This is a genomic window from Christiangramia portivictoriae DSM 23547 (genome assembly GCF_000423045.1).
In the GTDB taxonomy this organism is placed as follows: Bacteria; Bacteroidota; Bacteroidia; order Flavobacteriales; family Flavobacteriaceae; genus Christiangramia; species Christiangramia portivictoriae.
Genome location: NZ_AUHF01000001.1, coordinates 742,722 through 764,232 on the forward strand (window position 1 = coordinate 742,722; position 21,511 = coordinate 764,232).

Annotated in this window: 24 protein-coding genes; 9 read left to right on the forward strand and 15 right to left on the reverse strand. The window is 38.1% G+C overall.

The window, feature by feature from the left end; genetic code table 11:
- Positions 1–5: 5 nt before the first annotated feature.
- Positions 6–326 carry an NINE protein gene (locus tag G529_RS0103570; protein WP_026914237.1) on the reverse strand — a complete coding sequence of 107 codons (321 nt, stop codon included), beginning with the start codon at positions 324–326 and terminating at the stop codon, positions 6–8.
- A 588-nt stretch (positions 327–914) separates the two neighbouring features.
- Between G529_RS0103570 and G529_RS0103575 the strand changes: the two genes are divergently transcribed.
- Entirely contained in the window at positions 915–1,274 is a 360-nt protein-coding gene (locus G529_RS0103575) for a cyclic-phosphate processing receiver domain-containing protein (RefSeq protein WP_245566885.1), read from the forward strand.
- Positions 1,275–1,282: 8 nt separating this feature from the next.
- Here the strand turns inward: G529_RS0103575 and G529_RS0103580 are convergent, their stop codons facing one another.
- Together G529_RS0103580 and G529_RS0103585 are read right to left on the reverse strand one after the other, a co-directional pair.
- Entirely contained in the window at positions 1,283–2,182 is a 900-nt protein-coding gene (locus tag G529_RS0103580; protein WP_026914239.1) for a helix-turn-helix transcriptional regulator, read from the reverse strand.
- Positions 2,183–2,192: 10 nt separating this feature from the next.
- Positions 2,193–2,681, reverse strand: coding sequence for a YqiA/YcfP family alpha/beta fold hydrolase (locus G529_RS0103585; protein WP_026914240.1), 489 nt, complete (start codon positions 2,679–2,681; stop codon positions 2,193–2,195).
- A 627-nt stretch (positions 2,682–3,308) separates the two neighbouring features.
- Here G529_RS0103585 and G529_RS0103590 point away from each other — a divergent pair.
- From G529_RS0103590 to G529_RS0103605, 4 genes are all read left to right on the forward strand, one after another.
- Positions 3,309–3,650 carry a hypothetical protein gene (locus G529_RS0103590; protein ID WP_026914241.1) on the forward strand — a complete coding sequence of 114 codons (342 nt, stop codon included), beginning with the start codon at positions 3,309–3,311 and terminating at the stop codon, positions 3,648–3,650.
- A 78-nt stretch (positions 3,651–3,728) separates the two neighbouring features.
- Positions 3,729–3,923 carry a hypothetical protein gene (locus G529_RS15425; protein WP_035695426.1) on the forward strand — a complete coding sequence of 65 codons (195 nt, stop codon included), beginning with the start codon at positions 3,729–3,731 and terminating at the stop codon, positions 3,921–3,923.
- Positions 3,924–4,116: 193 nt separating this feature from the next.
- Positions 4,117–6,093: a heavy metal translocating P-type ATPase gene (locus tag G529_RS0103600; protein WP_026914242.1), complete on the forward strand. Its 1,977-nt coding sequence runs from the start codon at positions 4,117–4,119 to the stop codon at positions 6,091–6,093.
- A gap of 88 nt (positions 6,094–6,181) precedes the next feature.
- Positions 6,182–6,949 (forward strand): LexA family transcriptional regulator, encoded by a 768-nt coding sequence (locus G529_RS0103605; protein ID WP_026914243.1) that lies wholly within the window; start codon positions 6,182–6,184, stop codon positions 6,947–6,949.
- A 50-nt stretch (positions 6,950–6,999) separates the two neighbouring features.
- On the opposite strand, the gene G529_RS0103610 is transcribed toward G529_RS0103605, so the two are convergent.
- The 3 genes from G529_RS0103610 to G529_RS0103620 all read right to left on the reverse strand — a co-directional run bounded on the left by G529_RS0103610 (position 7,000) and on the right by G529_RS0103620 (position 8,924).
- Complete coding sequence (locus tag G529_RS0103610; protein ID WP_340139871.1) at positions 7,000–7,269, reverse strand: hypothetical protein; 270 nt, start codon at positions 7,267–7,269, stop codon at positions 7,000–7,002.
- 82 nt (positions 7,270–7,351) lie between these two features.
- On the reverse strand, positions 7,352–7,591 hold the full coding sequence (locus G529_RS0103615) for a hypothetical protein (RefSeq protein WP_026914245.1): 240 nt from the start codon (positions 7,589–7,591) through the stop codon (positions 7,352–7,354).
- A gap of 94 nt (positions 7,592–7,685) precedes the next feature.
- Entirely contained in the window at positions 7,686–8,924 is a 1,239-nt protein-coding gene (locus G529_RS0103620) for a 3-deoxy-D-manno-octulosonic acid transferase (RefSeq protein WP_026914246.1), read from the reverse strand.
- 97 nt (positions 8,925–9,021) lie between these two features.
- Here G529_RS0103620 and G529_RS0103625 point away from each other — a divergent pair, with 97 nt between their 5' ends.
- Positions 9,022–10,152, forward strand: a complete 1,131-nt coding sequence (locus tag G529_RS0103625) for a DegT/DnrJ/EryC1/StrS family aminotransferase (RefSeq protein ID WP_026914247.1) — start codon at positions 9,022–9,024, stop codon at positions 10,150–10,152.
- A 4-nt stretch (positions 10,153–10,156) separates the two neighbouring features.
- Positions 10,157–11,440, forward strand: a complete 1,284-nt coding sequence (locus G529_RS0103630) for a metal-dependent hydrolase family protein (RefSeq protein ID WP_026914248.1) — start codon at positions 10,157–10,159, stop codon at positions 11,438–11,440.
- A gap of 46 nt (positions 11,441–11,486) precedes the next feature.
- Here the strand turns inward: G529_RS0103630 and G529_RS0103635 are convergent, their stop codons facing one another.
- The 6 genes from G529_RS0103635 to G529_RS0103660 form a co-directional block, all read right to left on the reverse strand.
- A complete protein-coding gene (locus tag G529_RS0103635; protein ID WP_157514524.1) occupies positions 11,487–13,868 on the reverse strand; it encodes a hypothetical protein in 2,382 nt (793 codons plus the stop codon).
- A gap of 175 nt (positions 13,869–14,043) precedes the next feature.
- Positions 14,044–14,925 (reverse strand): ACP S-malonyltransferase, encoded by an 882-nt coding sequence (fabD, locus tag G529_RS0103640; protein ID WP_026914250.1) that lies wholly within the window; start codon positions 14,923–14,925, stop codon positions 14,044–14,046.
- 91 nt (positions 14,926–15,016) lie between these two features.
- Positions 15,017–15,517 (reverse strand): pyridoxamine 5'-phosphate oxidase family protein, encoded by a 501-nt coding sequence (locus tag G529_RS0103645; protein WP_026914251.1) that lies wholly within the window; start codon positions 15,515–15,517, stop codon positions 15,017–15,019.
- Between the two features lie 95 nt (positions 15,518–15,612).
- Positions 15,613–16,470 (reverse strand): fructosamine kinase family protein, encoded by an 858-nt coding sequence (locus G529_RS0103650; protein WP_035695429.1) that lies wholly within the window; start codon positions 16,468–16,470, stop codon positions 15,613–15,615.
- A complete protein-coding gene (locus G529_RS0103655; protein ID WP_026914253.1) occupies positions 16,442–16,939 on the reverse strand; it encodes a dihydrofolate reductase in 498 nt (165 codons plus the stop codon). Before G529_RS0103655 ends, G529_RS0103650 begins: the two co-directional genes overlap by 29 nt.
- 2 nt (positions 16,940–16,941) lie before the next feature.
- Positions 16,942–17,406: a 2TM domain-containing protein gene (locus G529_RS0103660; RefSeq protein WP_026914254.1), complete on the reverse strand. Its 465-nt coding sequence runs from the start codon at positions 17,404–17,406 to the stop codon at positions 16,942–16,944.
- A 63-nt stretch (positions 17,407–17,469) separates the two neighbouring features.
- Here G529_RS0103660 and G529_RS0103665 point away from each other — a divergent pair, with 63 nt between their 5' ends.
- Both G529_RS0103665 and G529_RS0103670 read left to right on the forward strand, forming a co-directional pair.
- Entirely contained in the window at positions 17,470–18,546 is a 1,077-nt protein-coding gene (locus G529_RS0103665) for an aminotransferase class V-fold PLP-dependent enzyme (protein ID WP_026914255.1), read from the forward strand.
- 176 nt (positions 18,547–18,722) lie between these two features.
- The gene (locus tag G529_RS0103670; RefSeq protein WP_026914256.1) at positions 18,723–19,013 is read left to right on the forward strand and encodes an isoamylase early set domain-containing protein; all 291 of its coding nucleotides are present in this window, start codon (positions 18,723–18,725) and stop codon (positions 19,011–19,013) included.
- A gap of 3 nt (positions 19,014–19,016) precedes the next feature.
- Here the strand turns inward: G529_RS0103670 and G529_RS0103675 are convergent, their stop codons facing one another.
- Genes G529_RS0103675 through egtB form a run of 3 tightly spaced genes read right to left on the reverse strand, consistent with a single transcriptional unit; the run spans position 19,017 to position 21,449 of the window.
- Positions 19,017–19,298, reverse strand: coding sequence for a DUF427 domain-containing protein (locus G529_RS0103675; RefSeq protein ID WP_026914257.1), 282 nt, complete (start codon positions 19,296–19,298; stop codon positions 19,017–19,019).
- 12 nt (positions 19,299–19,310) lie between these two features.
- A complete protein-coding gene (locus tag G529_RS0103680; protein ID WP_026914258.1) occupies positions 19,311–20,279 on the reverse strand; it encodes an L-histidine N(alpha)-methyltransferase in 969 nt (322 codons plus the stop codon).
- Positions 20,280–20,285: 6 nt separating this feature from the next.
- A complete protein-coding gene (gene egtB / locus G529_RS0103685; RefSeq protein ID WP_026914259.1) occupies positions 20,286–21,449 on the reverse strand; it encodes an ergothioneine biosynthesis protein EgtB in 1,164 nt (387 codons plus the stop codon).
- Positions 21,450–21,511 lie beyond the last annotated feature (62 nt).

Here is a 21,511-nt window from a genome sequence, read left to right on the forward strand (position 1 = left end):
AATTATTATAAAAGCTTTGCTTTTCTTAGTTGAAATTCGTCATCAGTTATAACTCCCTTGACCTTTAATCCATGCAATCTTTCTAGTTCATCCGCTGTATTTATACCTGAATTATTAATCTTACCCCTATTGTATTTGTCATTAAATGCGTTTTCATTCATAGTGAGAAAAATAATAAAATCGATAAAGGATATTACAAGAGGAATGAATGTCCAACAGAATAGTAGATACATTATACCAAAGCCACCTTGTCCAAGATAGAATCGATGTACACCGATACCTCCTAAAAGAAATGCTAGAATTGCAGCTGTAGTTTTGTTTTTCATTTGTTAATAGATTTAGTAGTTAGTATTAATCGGAGCATATAAATCACTTCGTCTCAATTGATGCGTTTAATTAATGTTTATGAAGGTTCCTTTCTAAACATAGCCTCAGCAAGATCTTCGTTATTGTATGACTAAGCAACAGCAACATAGCGACAAGAGCCGACGCTTTTAGATGAACTTTAATGCAATCATTATTATTAAGACAAATTCATCTAGTGCATATAGATGATTAGTTGCTAAAACTAAATCTTTTGTTAAACCAATAAGACCTCGATTAGTAAACGTAGGGGTTACGCTGATAACCGTTTTCAATATCACCTTAAATTAAGAATTAAGCAGAATAAGCCACAAAAAATTTGAGAGCTTAGTGAACTTGTAGTTACCTCTACCGGAGTTGTAAAAAATTGAAATACTTTAAATATGGTTATTGCTAACGTCACCTTTTGTCCATCTCAATTTCTATTCTTGTAGAAATTAATTACAAAATTGAACATTTTTTTAAAATTGATTTCAAAGGAATTCTGGACTTCTTTGCTTAGGAAAAGTTTGGAAATATTAAAATTACAACCACTATCGAAAAGAAAGCAATTGTCGGAATTCAAAATCAAAAATAAGAAAACATTATTATGGCTCGATGACATGCGAGATCCAAATGATATCAGGATGGATTGGCTAGCTTACAGCCCTATTGGGCGTGAGGTTGAAGTTGTGTGGTTAAAGGATCATTACAAGTTTAGAAACTGGATTCAAGTGCATGGATTGCCAGATGGTATTTGTTTTGATCATGATCTGGGAAAGGATACTCCGACTGGATATGACTGCGCTAAGTGGCTGGTAAACTATTGCCTGGATAACAAATTATCACTGCCATTGTGGAGCTCACAAAGTGCTAATCCTGTAGGGAAAGCTAATATCAATAGGCTCCTGAGGAATTTTATAAAGAATTAGGAGAGTAACTAAATATCATATTGTGCTAAAGTAGATTGAAGATCTTCAATTATATCTCTTTGAAAATTCACTGGTTCGATAATCTTGACCTTATTGCCATAGGATAGAATTTCCATTTTAAAATCGAAAGTAGGGCGTATGTAGTAGCTAAAAGTAATCTCTTCCTTAGTTTTATTGATCAGGGTTTGGCTATGATGCAGGGGAAGGGATTCTACATACCTACCTTGTTCGGGAGTAAATGAGAGAATGATTTCAGTAGCTTTTTCATCGGTGCCATTAATGATTCCAAAGCTTTCTTTGAATTCCTTGTGAACATTATAAGGGACTGGTTGAAATTTAATGGGACTTATGTTTAATTCCTTAATACGATCTAAGGAGAAATTTTTGATCCTGGAATCCCTTTGATCTTGCCCAATGAGATACCAGCGGTTCTGCGCTTCTTTAAGAGCAATTGGTTTAACCTTTCGTTGTGTTTCAGAACTATCCCAAAACTTGGTGTAATTAAATTCGGTAACTAATCTATTCTGAATGGCATGGATCAGGCCGGCCATATGTTCTGTGCCCAGGTGTCTTCTCTCTTCAAAAACAAGGCAGTCCGCGAAACCTCTAGAAAGTTTGATTGCATTTACAATCTCGAAATTTTCGCGCAGTCGTCGGGTTTGTAGATCTTCTGTATCTTCTTTGATGTAATACTTATTACAACTTTTATCTGAAGCAATTTCTATTTCAAAGTTAGACGCGATCCCTTTTAGATCTCTTTGCAGAGTCCTTTGAGAAGTGAGTAGGTTATCTTCAATGGCATCTGGGTCTAAAGATATCTCATCCTGTAACTCCTGGTAGCTCATAGGTCTTCTTCTCAACAAAGAGATGATCTTGGTGTATCTTTTCATGGTTTGGTTTACAGACATAGGTTAAATTTTAATGGCATATTTTAGAAAAGAAGGTATCCAATTGTTTCTCAAATACCGAAACCGGTATTCTATGACCTAACATTGGATCTGTATTTATATTCAATTCAGAAGTCGTTAGATGTTTACCAAGAAATGTCATTGTTTCCAATGGATCTACAACGTCATCATTTCCACCTAAAAGGATCTGTTTACAAGCTAACCCTTTTAAATAAAAACTTTTAAAATTAGTAAGTCGATAATTGGATAACGGGGGGTTGAAAATCAAAGCTGGTCTGCCAATATTTTCGGAAATGATGTAGGCATTCAATCCGCCCATGCTACTACCAATTACTACATTGAATTCGGTATCCAGATAATGCTCTAAAATTTCTACTGGTTGAATATGCTGATGGTTGTAATTAATATCAGGTGCGTATACATTACCATATTGCTCTAAGATCTTTCTTTTTTCCTTACTGAGTTTGCTTTTCAGTCCGTGGAGATATAAAATATTCATTCGGTTAAATTAAATGTTCAATACAAATTAAACAACAGTACGCGACAAATAATGTCGTTTGGTTAGAAAAGTAAGCTTTTGCTTACTTTAAGGCGCAGCCATTGATCAGCCATTAGTTCCAGGCAAAAAGCTAAACGATAATTTACTTCTGATATCAGTTGATCAGGCGAGCTATGAGTAGTAATGAAAACGATGTAAAAAGGAGAAAAATTTAGAGATTTTAATCTTGCGATGCTTCCATTTCAAGATTGGTTTACCTCACCGGTAAATATAATACTGTCTTCTGGACCATATCATAGAAAGGCATGGTGCCACCAGATTTAGGCCTCATATTCCTAACCGGCTGATACCTTTCTTGAAATTTTAATATCAAGTTTTCTATATCTTTCCTGGTAGCGGGCTTATTTTCAGCCTTGGTAAATACTGCTTGTACACCGTTAGCTAGTCCAGTCCCGAGTACTAAAAACCCTCTTAATCAATATGATTTTGAGGGTTTTTTGTTTTTTCATTGCTTACTACGTCAATTCTTGATGTAAATCTTTTCATAGTTAAATCTTAAATAACATTAGGAATTTCTGTTACTATTTTCTTAATTAGTAATACCCAAAAAGTTAAAAACTTGTTAATATGAATATAAGCGGATTTACCCTAGATAAGCTAAAGGATGGTATAATGGCAACAGATTTGAGGCAGAGTACTTCCATTAATTTTATTAATACATTAAGAAACAAGCAACTAATATATTTCGATCACAAGGGAAGAGTGTATCTTACAAATAAGGGAAAAATTGCCAATAAGTTAGGATTTCAGCGATATTTGAAGCTGGAGAGAGATCAGCAGGAGTTACTTGAGCAAGAGCTGGAAACTATACAGGTAGAAAATAGAGGTCTCCTCATGATTTTCTCTGGGATGATTATAAGTCTTCTGCTCATCATCGCATTCTGGGTGTTGGAGCTTCAAAGTATATAGTCAGAATAGTGGATTAAAAACATTAAGATTTTACTGAATTCTATTACATGATCTTCTAATAGTAGGATAAATTGCCGGATGAAATTTTACTATCTCAGTAAACAGGCTAATGATGATGGCGTGGTGTCTATTCACGCAGACAGTTGTGAGCAACTGCCTTCTATCCTTGAAAGGGTTTACCTTGGTATTTTTGATAATAGTAGGTTGGCTGCCGAGGCAGCGCTCTCAAAATACCAGGTACTCAACCTTGAAACCTGTTTTTGCTGTAAATAAATCCTGATATAAATTCTCACCAACTATTTTGTAGGGTTAGTTCTTTCCTGCGTAATAAATTAAGAATCTTTGTAAGCAACGAATGTTGATCTTATTTCAAAGTTTTTAGTGTTCCTCATTTTTCAATTTTGGATCTCCTTTTGTTTAAACTTCCCGGTATTTAGTACCTTTAGTGGAAATTCCAATAGAATTAATGTCGGGACATAATCACGGAGCTTGCGATTCTCATACCGATGGTGTTTTTGGGAAACGAACAGAGTTAATTTTTTCAGTGCTCAGCGGAGTATTTCTTCTGATAGGGTTCTTACTTCAGCAATTTTCAGAATTAAAATTTCTTTTTGTTCTAATTCCATTCTTACTTTCATATTTTTTAGGAGGATATTATACAGCAAAAGAAGCTATTCATGAAATTTCGAAAGCGAGGTTTGAAATCGATTTTCTGATGCTAGTGGCGGCGATAGGAGCCGCTTTTCTTGATAAATGGGCAGAAGGCGGACTGTTATTATTCTTATTCAGTCTTGGGCATGCACTTGAACATCTTGCCATGGACAAAGCTCAGAAATCCATTGAAGCGCTCACAAATCTTGCTCCGAAACAAGCATTAAAAAAGATTGATGGACAGTTTCAGGAAGTAGATCTAAATGATTTAGAAGTTGGAGATATTTTACGTGTACGCCCTAATTCTACCGTACCGGCAGACAGCATTCTAATCCATGGAAGAACAACTATCAATCAGGCGTCAATAACAGGGGAGAGTATTCCAGTAGATAAGTTAGCGATAGAAGGCCAGGATATTGATATTTATGCCATCGATTCCATTCCAGATAAATATCGCGCTTTTGCGGGAACAATCAATGGCGATGCCACAATCGAATTAAAGGTAATCAGAAAAGCTGAAGACTCTACTCTTAGCCGTCTTATTGAAATGGTGCAGCAGGCGCAGGATAAAAAGTCTCCAACTCAATTGCTTACAGATAAGTTTGAAAAGTTCTATGTGCCGGCGGTACTTATTTTAATTCTGATTCTAAATTTCGCATTTATTGTGCTCGACGAACCATGGTCTGCCAGTTTTTACCGGTCTATGGCTGCTCTGGTGGCAGCAAGTCCCTGTGCGCTTGCAATTTCCACACCTTCTGCAGTTTTAAGTGGTATCGCACGCGCCGCCAGAGGAGGAGTCTTATTCAAAGGGGGAAAACCTCTAGAAGATCTTGGAACGCTAACAACCTTAGCTTTTGATAAAACCGGAACACTAACTGAAGGAAATCCAAAACTCACGGATGTTGTTTTGCTGAATAACACTTCGGAAGAGCAATTGCTTTCTGAAGTAGTCGCTCTGGAGAGTTCTAGTAATCATCCACTGGCTAAAGCTATAGTCCGCGATGGGGAGATGAAACTTCCACAGAATTACGAGTTGCCTCAATTATCTACTTCTGAAGCGATACAGGGAAAAGGTATTACTGGTGACATCAACGGTAAATCAATCTCCATAGGAAATCTGGAGCTTTTTCAGGATGGAGAAAGCCCAGATAACGAAATCGCACACCAGATTAGCAGACTGGAGCAAGCTGGTAAAACAACAATGCTGGTAAAATCAGGTACTCAATTTGTTGGGATACTAGGTTTGATGGATGTGCCCAGAAAATCTGCTAAACCTACTTTGATGCGTTTAAAGCAATTGGGAATCAAAGAAATGCTCATGCTCACAGGTGATAATCAATTCGTTGCAGATGCAGTCGCTAATGATATTGGTATTACTGAAGCCTATGGCAGCCTGCTACCTGAAGAAAAGGTAAGCAAGATTAGAGAATTTAGCAGCGTCAATAAAAAAGTCGCAATGATTGGTGATGGAGTCAACGATGCTCCTGCGATGGCCAATAGCACAGTGGGAATTGCGATGGGTGCTGCTGGGAGTGATGTCGCATTGGAAACTGCCGATATTGCCCTTATGGCAGATAAGCTAGAGGTTCTTCCTTTCGCAATTGGTTTAAGCAGGAAAGCGCATACCATCGTCAAACAGAATTTGTGGATTAGTCTCGGAGTAGTAGCCTTGCTGCTTCCAGCAACAATTTTTGGATGGGCTAACATTGGGATCGCCGTGGTTTTCCACGAAGGTTCGACTCTTGTAGTGGTGCTGAATGCCCTCAGACTGCTGGCGTACAAATCTCCCTAAGATATTTATAAGCAAAAAAGTTTTACGAAATAGAGGAAAGATTCCATTTATTGTTTTAAATTTGGAATAATTCCAATATTATTTATTTATGGGTACACCTGGATCGATTGAAATAAAGCATTTTAAAGAAGTGCGTGAAGAGCACAATTATACTCAAACTGAATTTGCCACTTTATTAGGAATCAAAAATTCTACAGCAGATATTGAACGGGGTCGTACCAAACTCTCGGGTAAAGTGGTCGCCGAGCTCTTGCGGCAATTTGCGATCAATCCTTTATGGTTATTTGGTGACAGTGGGCAAAAGTATCTAAAGATTAGTAAAGGTGATGTAAGCCCAAAGGTTGTTACTGTAGACAATGCCGATAATGAAAATATTGTCCTGGTGAATCAAAAAGCGGCGGCAGGGTATCCTCATAATGTTCAGGATGTAGAATGGTATAATCAACTTCCGGCCTTCGATATTCCATTACCAGAATTTAGAAATGCGACATATCGGGGTTTTCAGATTGAAGGTGATAGTATGCTGCCAGATTACCGACCGGGGGAATGGGTGATGGGAAAAGCGGTTGCCAGTATTGAGGAAGCCAGCAATAATAAAGTATACGTGATCGTGATGTATGATTCTGTTCTGGTAAAGAAAATACAGAAAATGCCAGATCCTTCAAAAGTCTTACTCATATCATTAAATGAAGAGTACTTACCGTTAGAGATCAATGTTCATGATATTCAGGAGATCTGGCAGGTAAACTCCAAGCTTACTTTTAATTTGGACAATCCTACGAATAATGGACTTTTCCAGGAATTGCAGCAATCCATGAACGAATTAAAAAGAGAGCTAAAATCTTTTAAACACTAAAAAGCCCCTTCTATGATAGAAAGGGCTTTCAGTTCTTTTATTGTCAAGATTTAGTAGTCGTCGTTTCCTTCTACTTCGTCTTCAACATCCTGAGCTGCATTCTCTACTGCATCTCCAGCGTCGTTAGCTGCGTTTTCAATAGCATCTCCAGCATCATTAGCGGCATTTTCGATATCATTACCCGCGTCGTCCATGTCATCCATATCATCCATGTCGTCCATATCATCAGACTCCATTTGCTCCATGTCATCAGTTTCGTTCTCGTTAGTCTCTCTACAAGAAGTAAAGAAAACACTTGTTGATAGTGCTAAAGCGAGCATTAAAATTGGTTTTTTCATAATTTGATTATTTAGTTATTAGTAGTTTTTAGTAATTCAATGTATTAAAATTAGAGATGTATTACTAATTGTCGTCTCCAATTTTTTCGATCTCTTCGTCGATCTCTTTATTTACTTCCTTATCCACTTTTTTAGCTGTACGTTCAAGAATACCTTCTCGCTCATCAGCTTCTTCAGGTGATTTTACCTGCTTTTCAACTTCAACTTCCCTAACGATCGTTTCCTTTTCTGCTTCCTGTCTACATGATGTAAGACATACAGAAGTGGTCATAACCGCAATCGCCAGGATTGATAAACGTCTCATTTGTATTTGTTTAGTTGTTAATACGGGTCGAAATTACAACTATAAACAATTGTACGAATTATTTTTACTTTTTTTTAGCAATGTTTGTTAATCATCAACTCTCGAGATTTTTAAGATAGGATTCCAGGATTCTGGTTGCGCCAGTATTGCTGTTAATAAAGTGGCCTGCGATCATTCCACTCTTTTTTCTGAAATTTGGATTGCTTATGAATTTATCCATGATCTCTTCAAATTCTTCAGAATTTTTAACAGAAAACAGTCCGGCCAGTTGTCTTAATCGCGCTGCTTCCGGAAATTTGGTGTAATTCGATCCTATAATTACCGGTGTGCCGAAGGTAGCCGGTTCCAGAATGTTGTGCAAACCAGTATTCCCGGCAGCTCCGCCAACATACGCAATGTCTGCATAACTGTATGCTCTTCCCAGGTAACCAATGGTATCCAGAATAAATACATTACAAACTTCAGGGGTGCGCTCATCCAATTCTGTAAACTTCATCACCGGTTGCTCAATTTGGTCGCATAAGTTCTGAATTTTTTCAGCTTTGATTTCATGAGGAGCTATGAGGAATTTTTGCTCAGGATGTTTATTGATGTAATCAATAAAAAGCTGCTCGTCTTCGGGCCAGCTGCTGCCAAAAACAGTTAATACTCCATTCGCCTTAAATCTCTCGATAAAATCAATGTGGTTGTCCTGAGTTAATTGAGCTGCAACCCTGTCGAACCTCGTATCCCCCGCGACCGTTATATTTTTAAAACCTATTTTCTGTAATAATTCTGCTGATTCTTCATTCTGCACAAAAAAGTGATGGAAAGCCTTTAAGGATTTGATCATCCATTTTCCGTAGAAATTAAAAAAGCTTTGGTTCTCTCGAAAGACCCCGGAAACCAGGTATGTTGGAACCTTTTTTACCTTTAATTGAAGTAATAAATTTGGCCAGAAATCATATTTAATGAAAAAAGCCATCTCAGGTTTTATAAGTTCAATGAACTTTTGCGCATTTTCGTTAGTATCCAGTGGTAGATAGGTGAATATATCTACCAGATCATGCCTTTTTTTATTTTTGAAGCCCGAAGGTGAAAAGAAACTTACAATGATCTTTTTCGAAGGGTGTTCATTCTTCAGCATTTTTAGAACCGGTACGGCCATTTCGAATTCGCCAAGGGAAGCGGCATGAATCCAGATATATGTTGACCCAGGTTCAATTAATTGCTCGAGGCGGGGAAACAAATCTTTTCTTCCTTCTGAAAAGTCCTTTAGTTTAGGGCTGAATTTTCCAGCTATCGATATGATTGGGCGACTAATGTTTATAAGTGAATTGTATAGCAATTGCATGTGAAAAATTCTAATTTCAAAAATAGCCGTTTGTCATGAAAGTGATTGCCAGTAGGTGGTATATTTTGTATTTTCGTGGACCTGAAAAAAAATGCAGATGAAAAAGATTCAAATGGTTGATCTTAAAGGTCAGTTCGAAGGTATAAAAAACGAAGTGAATGCTTCTTTCCAGGAAATCATGGAAGAAACATCTTTTATTAACGGACCTCATGTGCATGCATTTCAGAAGGATCTTGAGGAATATCTGGGTGTTAAACATGTGATTCCATGTGCGAATGGTACCGATGCTTTGCAAATAGCTATGATGGGACTGGGCTTAAAACCTGGTGACGAAGTAATCACTGCAGATTTTACATTCGCTGCTACTGTTGAAGTTATAGCCTTGCTGCAATTAACGCCCGTTCTGGTAGATGTAGATCCGGAAACCTATAATATAGATCCAGATAAGATTCGAAAAGCGATCACCCCAAAAACCCGTGCTATCGTACCTGTACATTTATTTGGTCAGGTTGCAAATATGGACGCCGTTATGGAAATTGCAAAAGAGCATCATCTTTATGTGATTGAAGACAATGCACAGGCTATTGGTGCTAATTATCATTCCAAAGAAGCCAAAACCTTTAAGGCGGGAACCATGGGTGATGTTGGAGCTACCTCATTCTTTCCAAGCAAGAATCTTGGCTGTTATGGGGATGGAGGTGCGATTTTCACCAACAACGACGAACTGGCACATACAATTAGAGGTATTGTAAATCATGGGATGTATGAGCGTTATCATCATGACGTAATTGGTGTGAATTCAAGGCTGGATAGCTTACAGGCTGCAGTTTTAGAAGCCAAACTGCCTAAGTTGGACATTTACAACGAAGCAAGAAAAGCTGCCGCTTTGAAGTACACAGAAGCTTTCAAAGATCATGATAAAATCGTTACTCCTTACCGTGAAGGTGATTGTGATACACACGTATTTCATCAATACACCTTAAGAATTCTTGGAGGTAAGAGAGATGCCCTGGCAAAGCATCTTCAGGAAAAAGGCCTGCCTTTTGGAATTTATTATCCAATCCCTCTCCATAAACAGAAAGCGTATGTTGATGAGCGATATGTTGAAGCAGATTTCCCTGTGACCAACAGGCTTGTACAGGAAGTTATTTCACTGCCTATGCATACCGAACTTGATGATGAGCAAATTGATTATCTTACAGGAATCATCATCGACTTTTTAAAATAATCTCATGAAACAATTTCTATTCACAACACTTGCTGTTTTGTTCAGTTTGAACTTAATGGCCCAGCAAACCTATATCTATGCTGGAAAACTAATCGACACTAAAAATTCTGAAATACTTGAGGAGCAAACAATCATTATTGATGGAGCAAGAATTATTTCTGTAGAAAAAGGTTTTAAGAGTCCTGCGAATGATAGTGTCAGGATTATTGACCTTAAGGACAAAACAGTGCTTCCCGGGCTTACCGATATGCATGTTCATATGGAAGGTGAATCCAATCCCGGAGAGTACCTGGAAAACTTCACAAATAATCCGGCTGATAATGCCTTTAACTCTGTTGCTTTTGCTGAAAAAACCTTGATGGCCGGTTTTACTACGGTTCGGGATCTTGGAGGTTCCGGAATTAATATTTCTCTTCGGAATGCCATCAATAAGGGAAAGATCGCGGGTCCAAGAATTTTTACAGCTGGTAAAAGTCTTGCCACCACCGGAGGACACGCAGATCCTACCAATGGTGTGAATGCTGAGCTGATGGGTAATCCGGGGCCAAAGGAAGGTGTGGTAAATAGTATTGAAGACGCCAGGAAGGCGGTGAGGCAGCGCTATAAAAATGGTGCAGATCTAATCAAAATCACCGCTACCGGCGGGGTACTTAGTGTCGCGAAGAGTAGTTCGAATCCGCAATTTTTTACTGAAGAGATTGAAGAAATCGTTAAAACCGCGAAAGATTATGGATTTCACGTGGCTGCCCATGCGCACGGTGATGAAGGGATGCAACGAGCAATTAAAGCAGGAGTGACTACAATTGAGCATGGTACATTAATGAGTGAGAGTACCATGGATATAATGAAAGAGCGCAATGCTTACCTGGTACCAACCATTACGGCTGGAAAGGAAGTCACTGAAAATGCTGAGATCGAAGGATATTATCCGGAACTGGTAGTACCGAAGGCTCAGGAAATAGGACCAAAGATTCAGAATACATTTGCGAAAGCTTACAAAAGGGGAGTCCCAATACTATTTGGTACAGATGCGGGTGTATTTAAACATGGGGAAAACGCTCGGGAATTTGAATATATGACTGAAGCCGGAATGCCGGTAATGCAGGCTATTATTTCAGCAACGATCACTCCTGCTAAAGTATTAAATATGCAAAATGAAAGCGGACAAATAGCCAGTGGTTTCTTTGCAGATATTATTGCTGTAAATGAAGATCCTACTCTAAATGTTGCTACACTAAAGGAAGTGACTTTTGTTATGAAAGAAGGTAAAGTGTATAAACAGGAATAAACATTTAAATTATTCAAATGCCCGGTGTAAAACCGGGCTTTAAAATTTAATTTTTTAAATTTAATTCCTCAGATATTAATTGCCCATCTGTTGTGAATCCTTGAATAAAAATTTTCAAGCTGTCTTCCAAAGTATTTAAAACAGACAATGTTACCGGAACATTCTGACTAGTTTTAACCAAAGGGAACCAGCCAATAGCACCATAATTTCTGAAAATTCTGTTTTTATAAGAAAGGTATTTCGGTGCATAAAATTTCTTTCTAGGTTGGTATCCATTACTTGTAGTAATTTTTGTGACTGAATTGCTTGTGACTCCAGATCTTTCTGATCCTGTTTTCGTCTGAATGCGAATGACTCCTCCGCCTTGATTAAAACCTCCAAAGCCTGCGGCTGGAGATCTGTTTATATAGATCGATTTCACTTCAGAAGTCAACAATGTTGTTAAAATGTTTAGATCATCACGTAATCTAGTTCCATTCAAGAATATTTGAGGAATAGGTAATGACGCGTCTCCTGCTATTCGGCTTGGCATTCTAGCAGTGATTTCCACTCCTGCAGGAGTTCTTCTTACTATGAAAAACTTTTTCTGTATTAGATCTGTAATGTACATATTGGAACGAGCAATATTTTCATCTATTTCAATATAATCTGAGCTCGCACTTGTAGTCGGTGCGATAAAAAAGTCCTTCTTCTTATCTGCTGTTCTTTCACCATGGATAGTTACCGTATCCAAAACTTCGGCATCAGAAACAAAGTTTTTAGGAATTTCTCTGGTATTTGAGAGGTGCTTTTTAAATAGTGGGATCTTTCCTTCGTAGTTTTTCTTAATTTTTCTTGGTGTGATATCTAATGACATAGAGGGTTTCTGAATCTTTCCTTTTCGATCACCTATCATTCCTATAGCAATTTCAGTACTATCTTCTATATACATTTTTTCAAATGCAAAACTTTGATCATTTTTCAGTTGAACTATCTCCATCTCTCCAGACCGTTCGTTCCTGATAAATATTTGATTTCTGTTCCTGGTCCTTTCGAAAATCTTCCCGTCGATGTTGAAACCCTGGACTATTGCAGGTTGCTTTACATTATCGTTTGGATTGTCGTTCCAGTCATATTTGCTCCAGCCCTGATTTAGTAAAAGTAAATCCAGATCGTAATTTCTTCTACGTTTAGAAATATCCTTGGAAAAATAGTATGCTCCATCTTCAATTTCTCCTTTCAAATAAGGTTCGAGTAGAAATTTGGAAAGGATGTTGTTTTGAGCTTCATACGCTTGTGTATCTCCCGGTAGCACAGATACAGATACGTTAGAAATTTGATTCTCCATGCCCGAGAGCAGTATTTCTAGAGAATCATCTTTAATTTTCCTTCTTTCAGCTTTAAGGGATACCCTCTTAGTGTCAAAGTCATTGAAAACAAGTCTTTCGAGTAAGGGTTCAAAGTTATCATTGAATATTGTAATCGTGTTTACTCCGGAAAATAGTGAGTCTTTATTGATCTCAAAAGTAGCAGTTAATCTTTCACTAGGATATTTGAATGCATAGGTCTTGATCTTACCATTTTTAGATAAGCCCAGAAAGAAAGTATGATCCTTAATTTCGGGATAGGTTTTTTCATTTGTCAAGAAACTAAGTCTTATAAATTCAGGAGATATCGTTGATGAAAGACTAAAACCTTTGGTCTCAGGTTCTTCAATCACACTTTCTAATTTTTCTCCGTCTTTCATTTTCAAGAACACCTTATAATCTTCCTGAGTTTTAGGATTCAGATTAAAGCTGGCCATTCCAAATTTATTTGAATTGAAATCAGCTAGAGTGTCATTATTCTTATTCAAAACATAGCCTTTTTCAAATTCGACACCCCGTCCATGGTGATTGAGCAGTTTTACGCCAATTGTATTCATAACATTGGCAAGCAAATGACCACCTTCAGGGAGCAGTTGCAAATCGTATTGAAAGGGTTGTTGATTAATTGGCTGATCTAAATTTTCTGAACCTAAAATTTTAAAAGTGCTTGTATGGCTGTGATCATCTTCAAAACTATCAATATAATTTGTAGAAGCACGAATGATGTAGTTGCCTGGTTGAAAGCTTTTATTTTTCAATTTTAAATATCCTGATGCTTTGCCAAAATAAGTGTAAAGCACTTCGGAATGGAGAAATTCGCCATCATCCTTAAAGATGCTGATATTTAAATTAGCCGTTTGGCTATCCGGTCTGCCAGTGTGTAAATCATAAACGTAACCTGCAAACCACAGACTTTCATTCTCAAGAAGAATGTTTTTATTGAGATGAAGATATACTGCCTTGCTGTTTACTGAAAAATCTTTAGCGTAATCTGTCTGGAATTTCTCGAGTCTGGGATTTATTTGAGCTATACACACAATACTTGTGAATACGAACAGATATAGGATAGTTATTTTCTTCAAAATGGTTAGTTTTCTGATTAATATTGGTGATATATTAAGATAAGAACAATTTTATTAGGAAAATTAACAACATTTATGCCGATAGATGAAAAGTTTAAATTTTTGCAGAAGTTTTCTCAAAAAAAAATGGCTACCTAATTGGAAGCCATTTTAAAACTGAAATATATTTTGTAAATTATAAGGAAGCAGAAGATGTAACCATACTTCTGTTGATCTTCTTTACGAGTCCCTGCAATACTTTGCCAGGGCCTACTTCTGTAAATTCTGAAGCACCATCGTTAATCATATTCTGAACCGATTGAGTCCATTTTACTGGTGCAGTTAGCTGAAACACTAGGTTTTTTTTGATCTCAGCAGGATCGCTAACGGCAAATGTGCTTACATTCTGGTATATTGGGCAAATAGGCGTAGCAAAATGAGTGTTTTCTATGGCCTCTGCGAGATCCTTTCGTGCAGGCTCCATTAGTGGCGAGTGAAATGCTCCGCCAACGGGCAGGATCAAGGCGCGTTTAGCTCCTCTTTCTTTTAAATTCTCACATGCTTTTTCAACGGCTGCATATGCTCCGGATATCACCAGCTGCCCTGGGCAATTATAATTGGCAGCTACCACGGTACCTTCGGTTTCTGCGCAAATTGACTCTACCATCTCATCCTCCATGCCTAATACGGCCGCCATGGTCGATGGTTCCAGTTCACAGGCCTTCTGCATGGCCTGAGCTCTTTTAGCTACCAGTTCTAAACCATCCTCAAAGCTCAAAGTTTTGTTCGCAACTAACGCTGAAAATTCTCCCAGTGAATGCCCGGCAACCATGTCTGGTTTAAAGCTCTCACCAAGGATTTTACTTAATATTACAGAGTGTATAAAAACAGCTGGCTGAGTTACTTTCGTTTGTTTGAGGTCTTCCGCAGAGCCTTCGAACATTATATCGGTAATTGAGAATCCCAGAATGTCATTTGCTTTTTCAAACAGTGCCTGTGCTTCCGGAGATTTTTCATAAAGATCAAGACCCATTCCGGAGAATTGCGCTCCCTGACCAGGAAATACATATGCTTTCATAAAGTGTGTTTATACTGTCAAAAATAGGGATAAAAAGAAAGACCTCATAACGAAGTTACGTTATGAGGTCTTTCTGCAAAAACGTATAGAACTATACGTTCAATTTTCCTTTTTCACCAATATCCTGATTTTCGCCGGTCACAGCAGCCATTCCCAATTTAAAGAGTGTGACCATTTTACTGTCTTTGTTATCCCAGTAATATGCTTCTTTTGGATTCACCTTGATCGCTGTAATACTTGGGTCATCCTCTCCATCGAACCACGCGTTATCTGCCTTTGAATATAATTCCTTAATCACTTCTCTATTGGTTTCGATAAATGCTTCTCCGTAAACACTTAGAAATTCCATGTCGGAAGTTCCACTGTATAGCAACTGCACATCTTTATCCTTTTCAATATCACGATTGTGATCGCTGTCATTTTTGCTTAAGAACCAAACTGCACCATGATCATCAACTTCTTTGGTAGACATTGGTACCGCGCTAAGTGGTTTTTCGTCCATGTTCGTAACCAGCATGCAGAAATCTACATTTTCAGCCAGTTCTTTGATCTTTTCTCTTGCCTTATCGTCGTATAAATTCTTCGTACTCATAGTTATTTATTTTGAGTTGAAGATACTCTAGATACAATTGAAGCTCAGCTAAGGAACTGCTAAAAATAAAGTAAGTCTTGTTAAGAAATGTAAAATCAGGAATATTTTCTGATGATTTCAGTAACTCTTTGAAGATAACTGCTACCAAAAACATTTAAGTGCATGAGCAAATAATACAATTGCCAGAGTTCAATGCGCTCTTCCCAATCTTGTTCCATAGGAAAGCACTCTTCATATGATAAAAGCATTTGTTCGTCAAAACCACCGAACAGTCGGGTCATGGCTATATCCATTTCTCTGGGCGCGTATGCCACCGCAGGGTCTATAATACATGGAGCTCCAGTTGTATTCACCAGGTAATTGCCTCCCCAAAGGTCTCCATGAATCAACGATGCGTTTTCCTTCGGAATAATAGATTCTAGATTCTGAAAAAAACTGGAAGTGTCTGGTAGATTGTAACCCTGATCTTGCGCCAGCTTCAGTTGAGGTTCCAATCGCATTTCAGTATAAAAGCTAACCGCATCACTGCGATAAGAGTTCAGCTGGAGAAGACTGCCGAGGTAATTATCATGATCTAGACCAAATTGCTCACTTTGCTCAGCATGCAATTTTGCCAGCTGTCTTCCGAAGATTTTCCAGAATTCAGGGGTCTTATGGCCTTTAGGGACATATTCCAATAGAAGGTATGAATCATCGCCGATTGCACCGGTCTCTAGGGCTTCAGGTATTTTGAAAGCAGCTGGCGAAGCAAGCAGTTCAAGACCTTTTTTCTCAGCCTCGAACATCCCTGGAAATTTAGTCGCAGAATTTAATTTTAATACAAGCGCACGATCCTGAAGCTCTATTTTGTAAACTTCATTAATGTCTCCTCCTGTAAGTGGCTCGAAATCTCTAAGATCGAGGAGGTGTTTTTCAGCAATCTTTTCAATCAGTTTTTTTCTGCTTTCTATCATATGTTAGATAGGTAAACGAATAATCATGTTTTTCGTCTTTCTCGTGATATTGATCTTTAACCAATTCCCAATCATTCCTATTGATCTCTGGGAAATGGGTATCTGCCTCAAACTCTCCATGAACACGAGTAAGCTCAATTCTGTCAGCATATTCCATCCCCATTTTATAGATTTCCCCGCCACCAATAATAAAAGCCTGTTCATCCAGTTTTGAAACCTTCAGGGCTTCCTCCATAGAATGTACTACAATTGTGTTTTCTGGAGAATAGTCTTCTTTTCGGGTAATAATAACATGAGTTCTGTCTGGAAGTAACTTTGGAAAAGATTCAAAGGTTTTACGACCCATGATGATATGATGCCCTGAGGTTAATCTTTTGAATCTTTTAAAATCATCCGGCAGGTGCCATACCAGATCATTATCCTTACCAAGTGCATTATTTTCTGCTGCTGCAGCAATCATTGTGATCATATCTAACTGTTTATAGGTCTGTCTGGATTTCCCGGACTTATTCTATTTTGAAAATTGTCATCTGCTCGCTTGTTATGTGATGTATGGTCAGGCAGTGGATAATCTTTTTCTACTCTGGTTTGTAGTTCAGCGATTTTTTTCTGCTGTTTTTTGACCAGTCGATCTACCTGCTTTGCTTCCCATTCCTTTCCCATAAAACTATTAATGATAAAGACATTGAAAAAATGAATTAGAAATAAGAGAGTCCATAGTAATACGGCCCAAACAAACCAGTTATAACCTAAGGGCTTAAAATCTTCCTGGTAACCTACCACTACATTTAAAACAATGAGAAAAACGGCGCCAATTAAAAATATTACAAAATGCCGGAACAGTCTTTTTTTCTGTCTTGCTCTTTGTCTCGCATTTTCATAAAGCTCCCTTTGTTCGTAATCTATTTTGGATTCGTTTTTCTTTTTGGAAAACATAATTAAAAGTACCTTAGTGTAATTTCAAATTTACATTTTTAAAAAAACAACTTCCAGTAGCTTATGGATAATTTAAGAAAAGGCTTTCCTGTACTTGAGCAATATACTTACTTTAACACGGCGGCCTGCGGCTTGCTTCCAGAGAAAGTCTGGGAATATAGACAGGACCATGATATGGATTTTTTCTTAAAAGCCAGTGTTTTGAAAGACAGCATGGGCGAGATGCTAACCGGGGTTAGAGAAAGTGTAGGTTCTTTATTTCATTGTGCTCCAAATCGCGTGGCGTTAATACCTAATTTCTCTTATGGATTCAATAGTATTCTTGGTGGTATAGATGCCGGTTCTAAATTCTTACTGATCAAAGGGGACTATCCTTCAATCAACTGGCCCGCGGAATCAAGAGATTTTAAGATATGCTATGCAAGCCTGGACAAAGACCTGGAAAATAATATTATCGAAGCTATCGAGAAAGAGAGGCCTAGTGTCTTTGCTTTCAGCATTGTTCAATACATCAATGGAGTACAGCTAAGTTCAGCATTTCTTAAAGATCTTAGAGCTCGATTCCCGGACCTTCTGCTTATTGGCGACGGCACGCAATATTTTGGAACAGAAGCATTTGATTTTGAAAATAGCGGACTAGATATTGCGATCTCCAGCTGCTATAAATGGATGAATGCCGGTTATGGAAACGGATTCATGTTATTCAGTGAGCGTACAAAGGGCAAATTGAATCCTAAACATCTGGGTTTTGGTTCGCTACAGGGAAAATACAAACAACATGAAGGTAATTTTCTTGGAAAGTTTGAACCCGGTCATTACGATACACTAAACTTCGGAAGTCTTAAAGTTGCAGTTGATATTATTCAGAAAATTGGATGGGAATCAATTGAAGGGCAAATTTCCAGGCTGAAGCATAAAGCACACCAACGATTCAAAGCTGCCGGCTTGCTGGAAGATTGGGTGGCTGACAGAGAAATTTACTCTTCTCTCTTCAATATCAAAGGTGATGAGCAACTATTTAAGAAATTAAGGTCTAAAGATATTATTACTTCCATGAGAGGGAATGGTATTAGAGTCAGCCTGCATTACTTTAATTCTGAAAAAGAGCTGAACAAATTGTTTGCTGCCTTAGAGATTTAATCTTAAAATTCTCCGAATAATTAAATTTTTGATACACAAAACCGTTTTCGGAATATCAGATTATTTCTGAAAATCTGTAAAATTGTTTATTATGTAAAAGTTACTTAAATAGCTGATTCGTATTGGTTTATAGATGATTTTTAATTTAATTTGAAGTGTATTTAAAATGTAATACCATGCCAATTAGTAAGCAATATTTAAAGTCCAGACCAGAGTGTAAAATCACCTTTAATCTTCCTGCGAAAGATGCAGACCAGGTAGAACTCGCGGGCGAGTTCAATGACTGGAAACCAGCGAAACTTAAGAAGTACAAAAATGGAAGTTTTAAGACTCAGCTTAACCTACCGGTAGATAAGGAATACGAATTCAGATATCTTGTAGATGGACAATGGCAGAATGATCCAGCGGCAGATGCTTACAAATGGAATGACTTTGCTGGGGATGATAACAGCGTGGTAAGTGTTTGATTGTTATTCAGAAACCTGAATACCTTTCCAGAAAGCTACATAGTTCTCAATTGGCTTTGCCGCGTGACTGGCACTTGGATAAAACCAGGCCGCATCTTCATTTGTTTCTCCATCTACCTCAATGTGGTAATATGAAGCTTCTCCTTTCCACGGGCAAAGGGTGCTAAATTGACTTGGTTTAAAGAATTTCTCTTTGATGTCCTCAGGTGGAAAGTAATGGTTGTTCTCTACGATCTTCGTGTGGGAACTCTCTGCGATTACCGTACCTTTCCAAATAGCCTTCATTTTAGAATTATTTTATTTTCTCCTAAAGATATAATTTTTAAAACAGTTTTCAGAATCTGCAAAATCACGTTCCACGACCAGCCCGGCTTCATCTGCTAACCAGCTAACCACCGCATCATCGTATTTCTGGGAGATTTCTGTATGTATACTTTCCCACGCATCAAATTTTACCTCCAGATCCAGTTTATCGATCCTTACCCTTTGCGCTTCTTTGCTCACAAGGAAGCTACGGGCTGTTCCAGTTTCGGGATCATAGGTTTCCCAATGTTTGAATTTTTCGAGATCAAATTCGCCGTCCAGTTCCTGGTTGATCCTTACCAGTAAATTTTTATTGAATCTTTCGGTTATTCCGGCTGCATCATTGTAGGCATTCATGATGACCTCTGGATCTTTCTTTTGATCAAAACCCATAAACAACATATCATCTTCACTCATAGCCACTGCAATATTCCGAAGAAAATCCACGGCTTCGCTATGAGATAAATTCCCGATATTACTTCCCAGCACCAGGATAACCTTTTTTCGAGAATTGTACTCTGCGAGTTTTTCCAGGGTGTCGAAATAGGTGCCCTGCTGAGTTTTGACAGCTACTTCGGGAATTTCATCTTTCAGCGCGGCTTCCAGTTCATCGAGAACATTCTGGCTAATATCCACTGGTAGATAATGGAACTTATACTCCTTCTCAACCAGTTCTTTCAGAAGAACCTTTGTTTTCTTACCATCTCCGGCACCTAGTTCTATAAGATCAAAATCTTTATCACTGCTGAAAATTCTGGCAATATCTACTTTATTCTGCTTTAAAATATCGAATTCACATTCGGTTAAATAATATTCAGGCATGGCCATGATCTCCTGGAATATTTTATCTCCCTTTTTATCATAGATATACTTGGAATGCAAATATTTTGGATAACTGGTAAGTCCTTTGTAAGTATCCTCGGCGAATACAGATTCGAACAGGGTTGCGGATTGATCTTTCATATATTTTTATTTGACGAGTCTGAAACCCGTAAACTGCCACCTAAGTTGAGGATGGAAGAAATTTCTATAAGTGTAACGGCTGTGCTTGCTGGAGGTGGCAACTGAAGCTCCACGAAGAACCTTTTGGTTCACCATGAACTTTCCATTGTACTCTCCCAGGGCACCATCGGCTTTCTGGTAATCAGGGTAGGGGGCATAAGAGCTTTCGGTCCATTCCCAACGGCTTCCCCATTCAAAATCTTTTTGGGCTATTTCCCATTCCTGTTCTGTAGGCAGTCGCATTCCTTTCCATTGGGCATAGGCGAATGCTTCATAATAACTAATATGAGTAACGGGTGCATCTGGATCCAGTTTTACCAATCCCTTTAAGGTGTATTGGTGCCAGACATTGTCAATTTTATGCCAGTAGAAAGGTGTGCTAATATTATTTGTATTTACCCAATCCCAGGCCTCGGCGTGCCAAAGCAGAACATCCTGGTAACCGCCAGCCTGAACAAATTCTAAATATTCAGCATTGGTGACCAGTTTGTTGGATATGGTATATTCCTGAAGATAAGTCTTGTGAGCTCCTAATTCATTATCATAACTAAAATCGTCTGAAGTATGACCAATTTCGTAAACACCTTCAGAAATATTGATCCATTCACGCTCAAAATTCTGAATGGGATTTTCCTCGAACTGCTGGTTATAACCTGGCATCAATGGGTTATTTCCCAAAATATACTTGATATCTGTATAAAGTAGTTCCTGGTGTTGCTTCTCGTGATGGCAGCCAATCTCCAGCACCTCCAATGCTTCAGTAGAAAGTGTTTCGTTTTCCAGCAGCTCGATAATTGCCTTTGTGACGTAGTCTCTGAATTTATAGATCCAGGCTACAGTTGGTCTGGAAAGATTTCCCCTGTCTGTTCGAACTACTTTTTCACCTACGCTTTCATAATAACTGTTGAAGACGAAGGCTGTATTCTCATCGAATAATTTATGATTTTTCGCAAACTTTTTTAAAACAAATTCTTCAAAGAACCAGGTTGTATGTCCTAAATGCCATTTAGGAGGCGAAACATCCACTATTGGCTGTACCACGTAATCTTCAGTTTCCAGATATGAACAAATGCTTTCTGAGTCTTTTCGGGTTTCTTTGAAAAGCTGTAATAATTGGGATTGTGACAACATAAAAATGAGCGATACTTTTTGGTATCACTCAAATTTACAATTTTTTGAAAATGAGCTTGCAG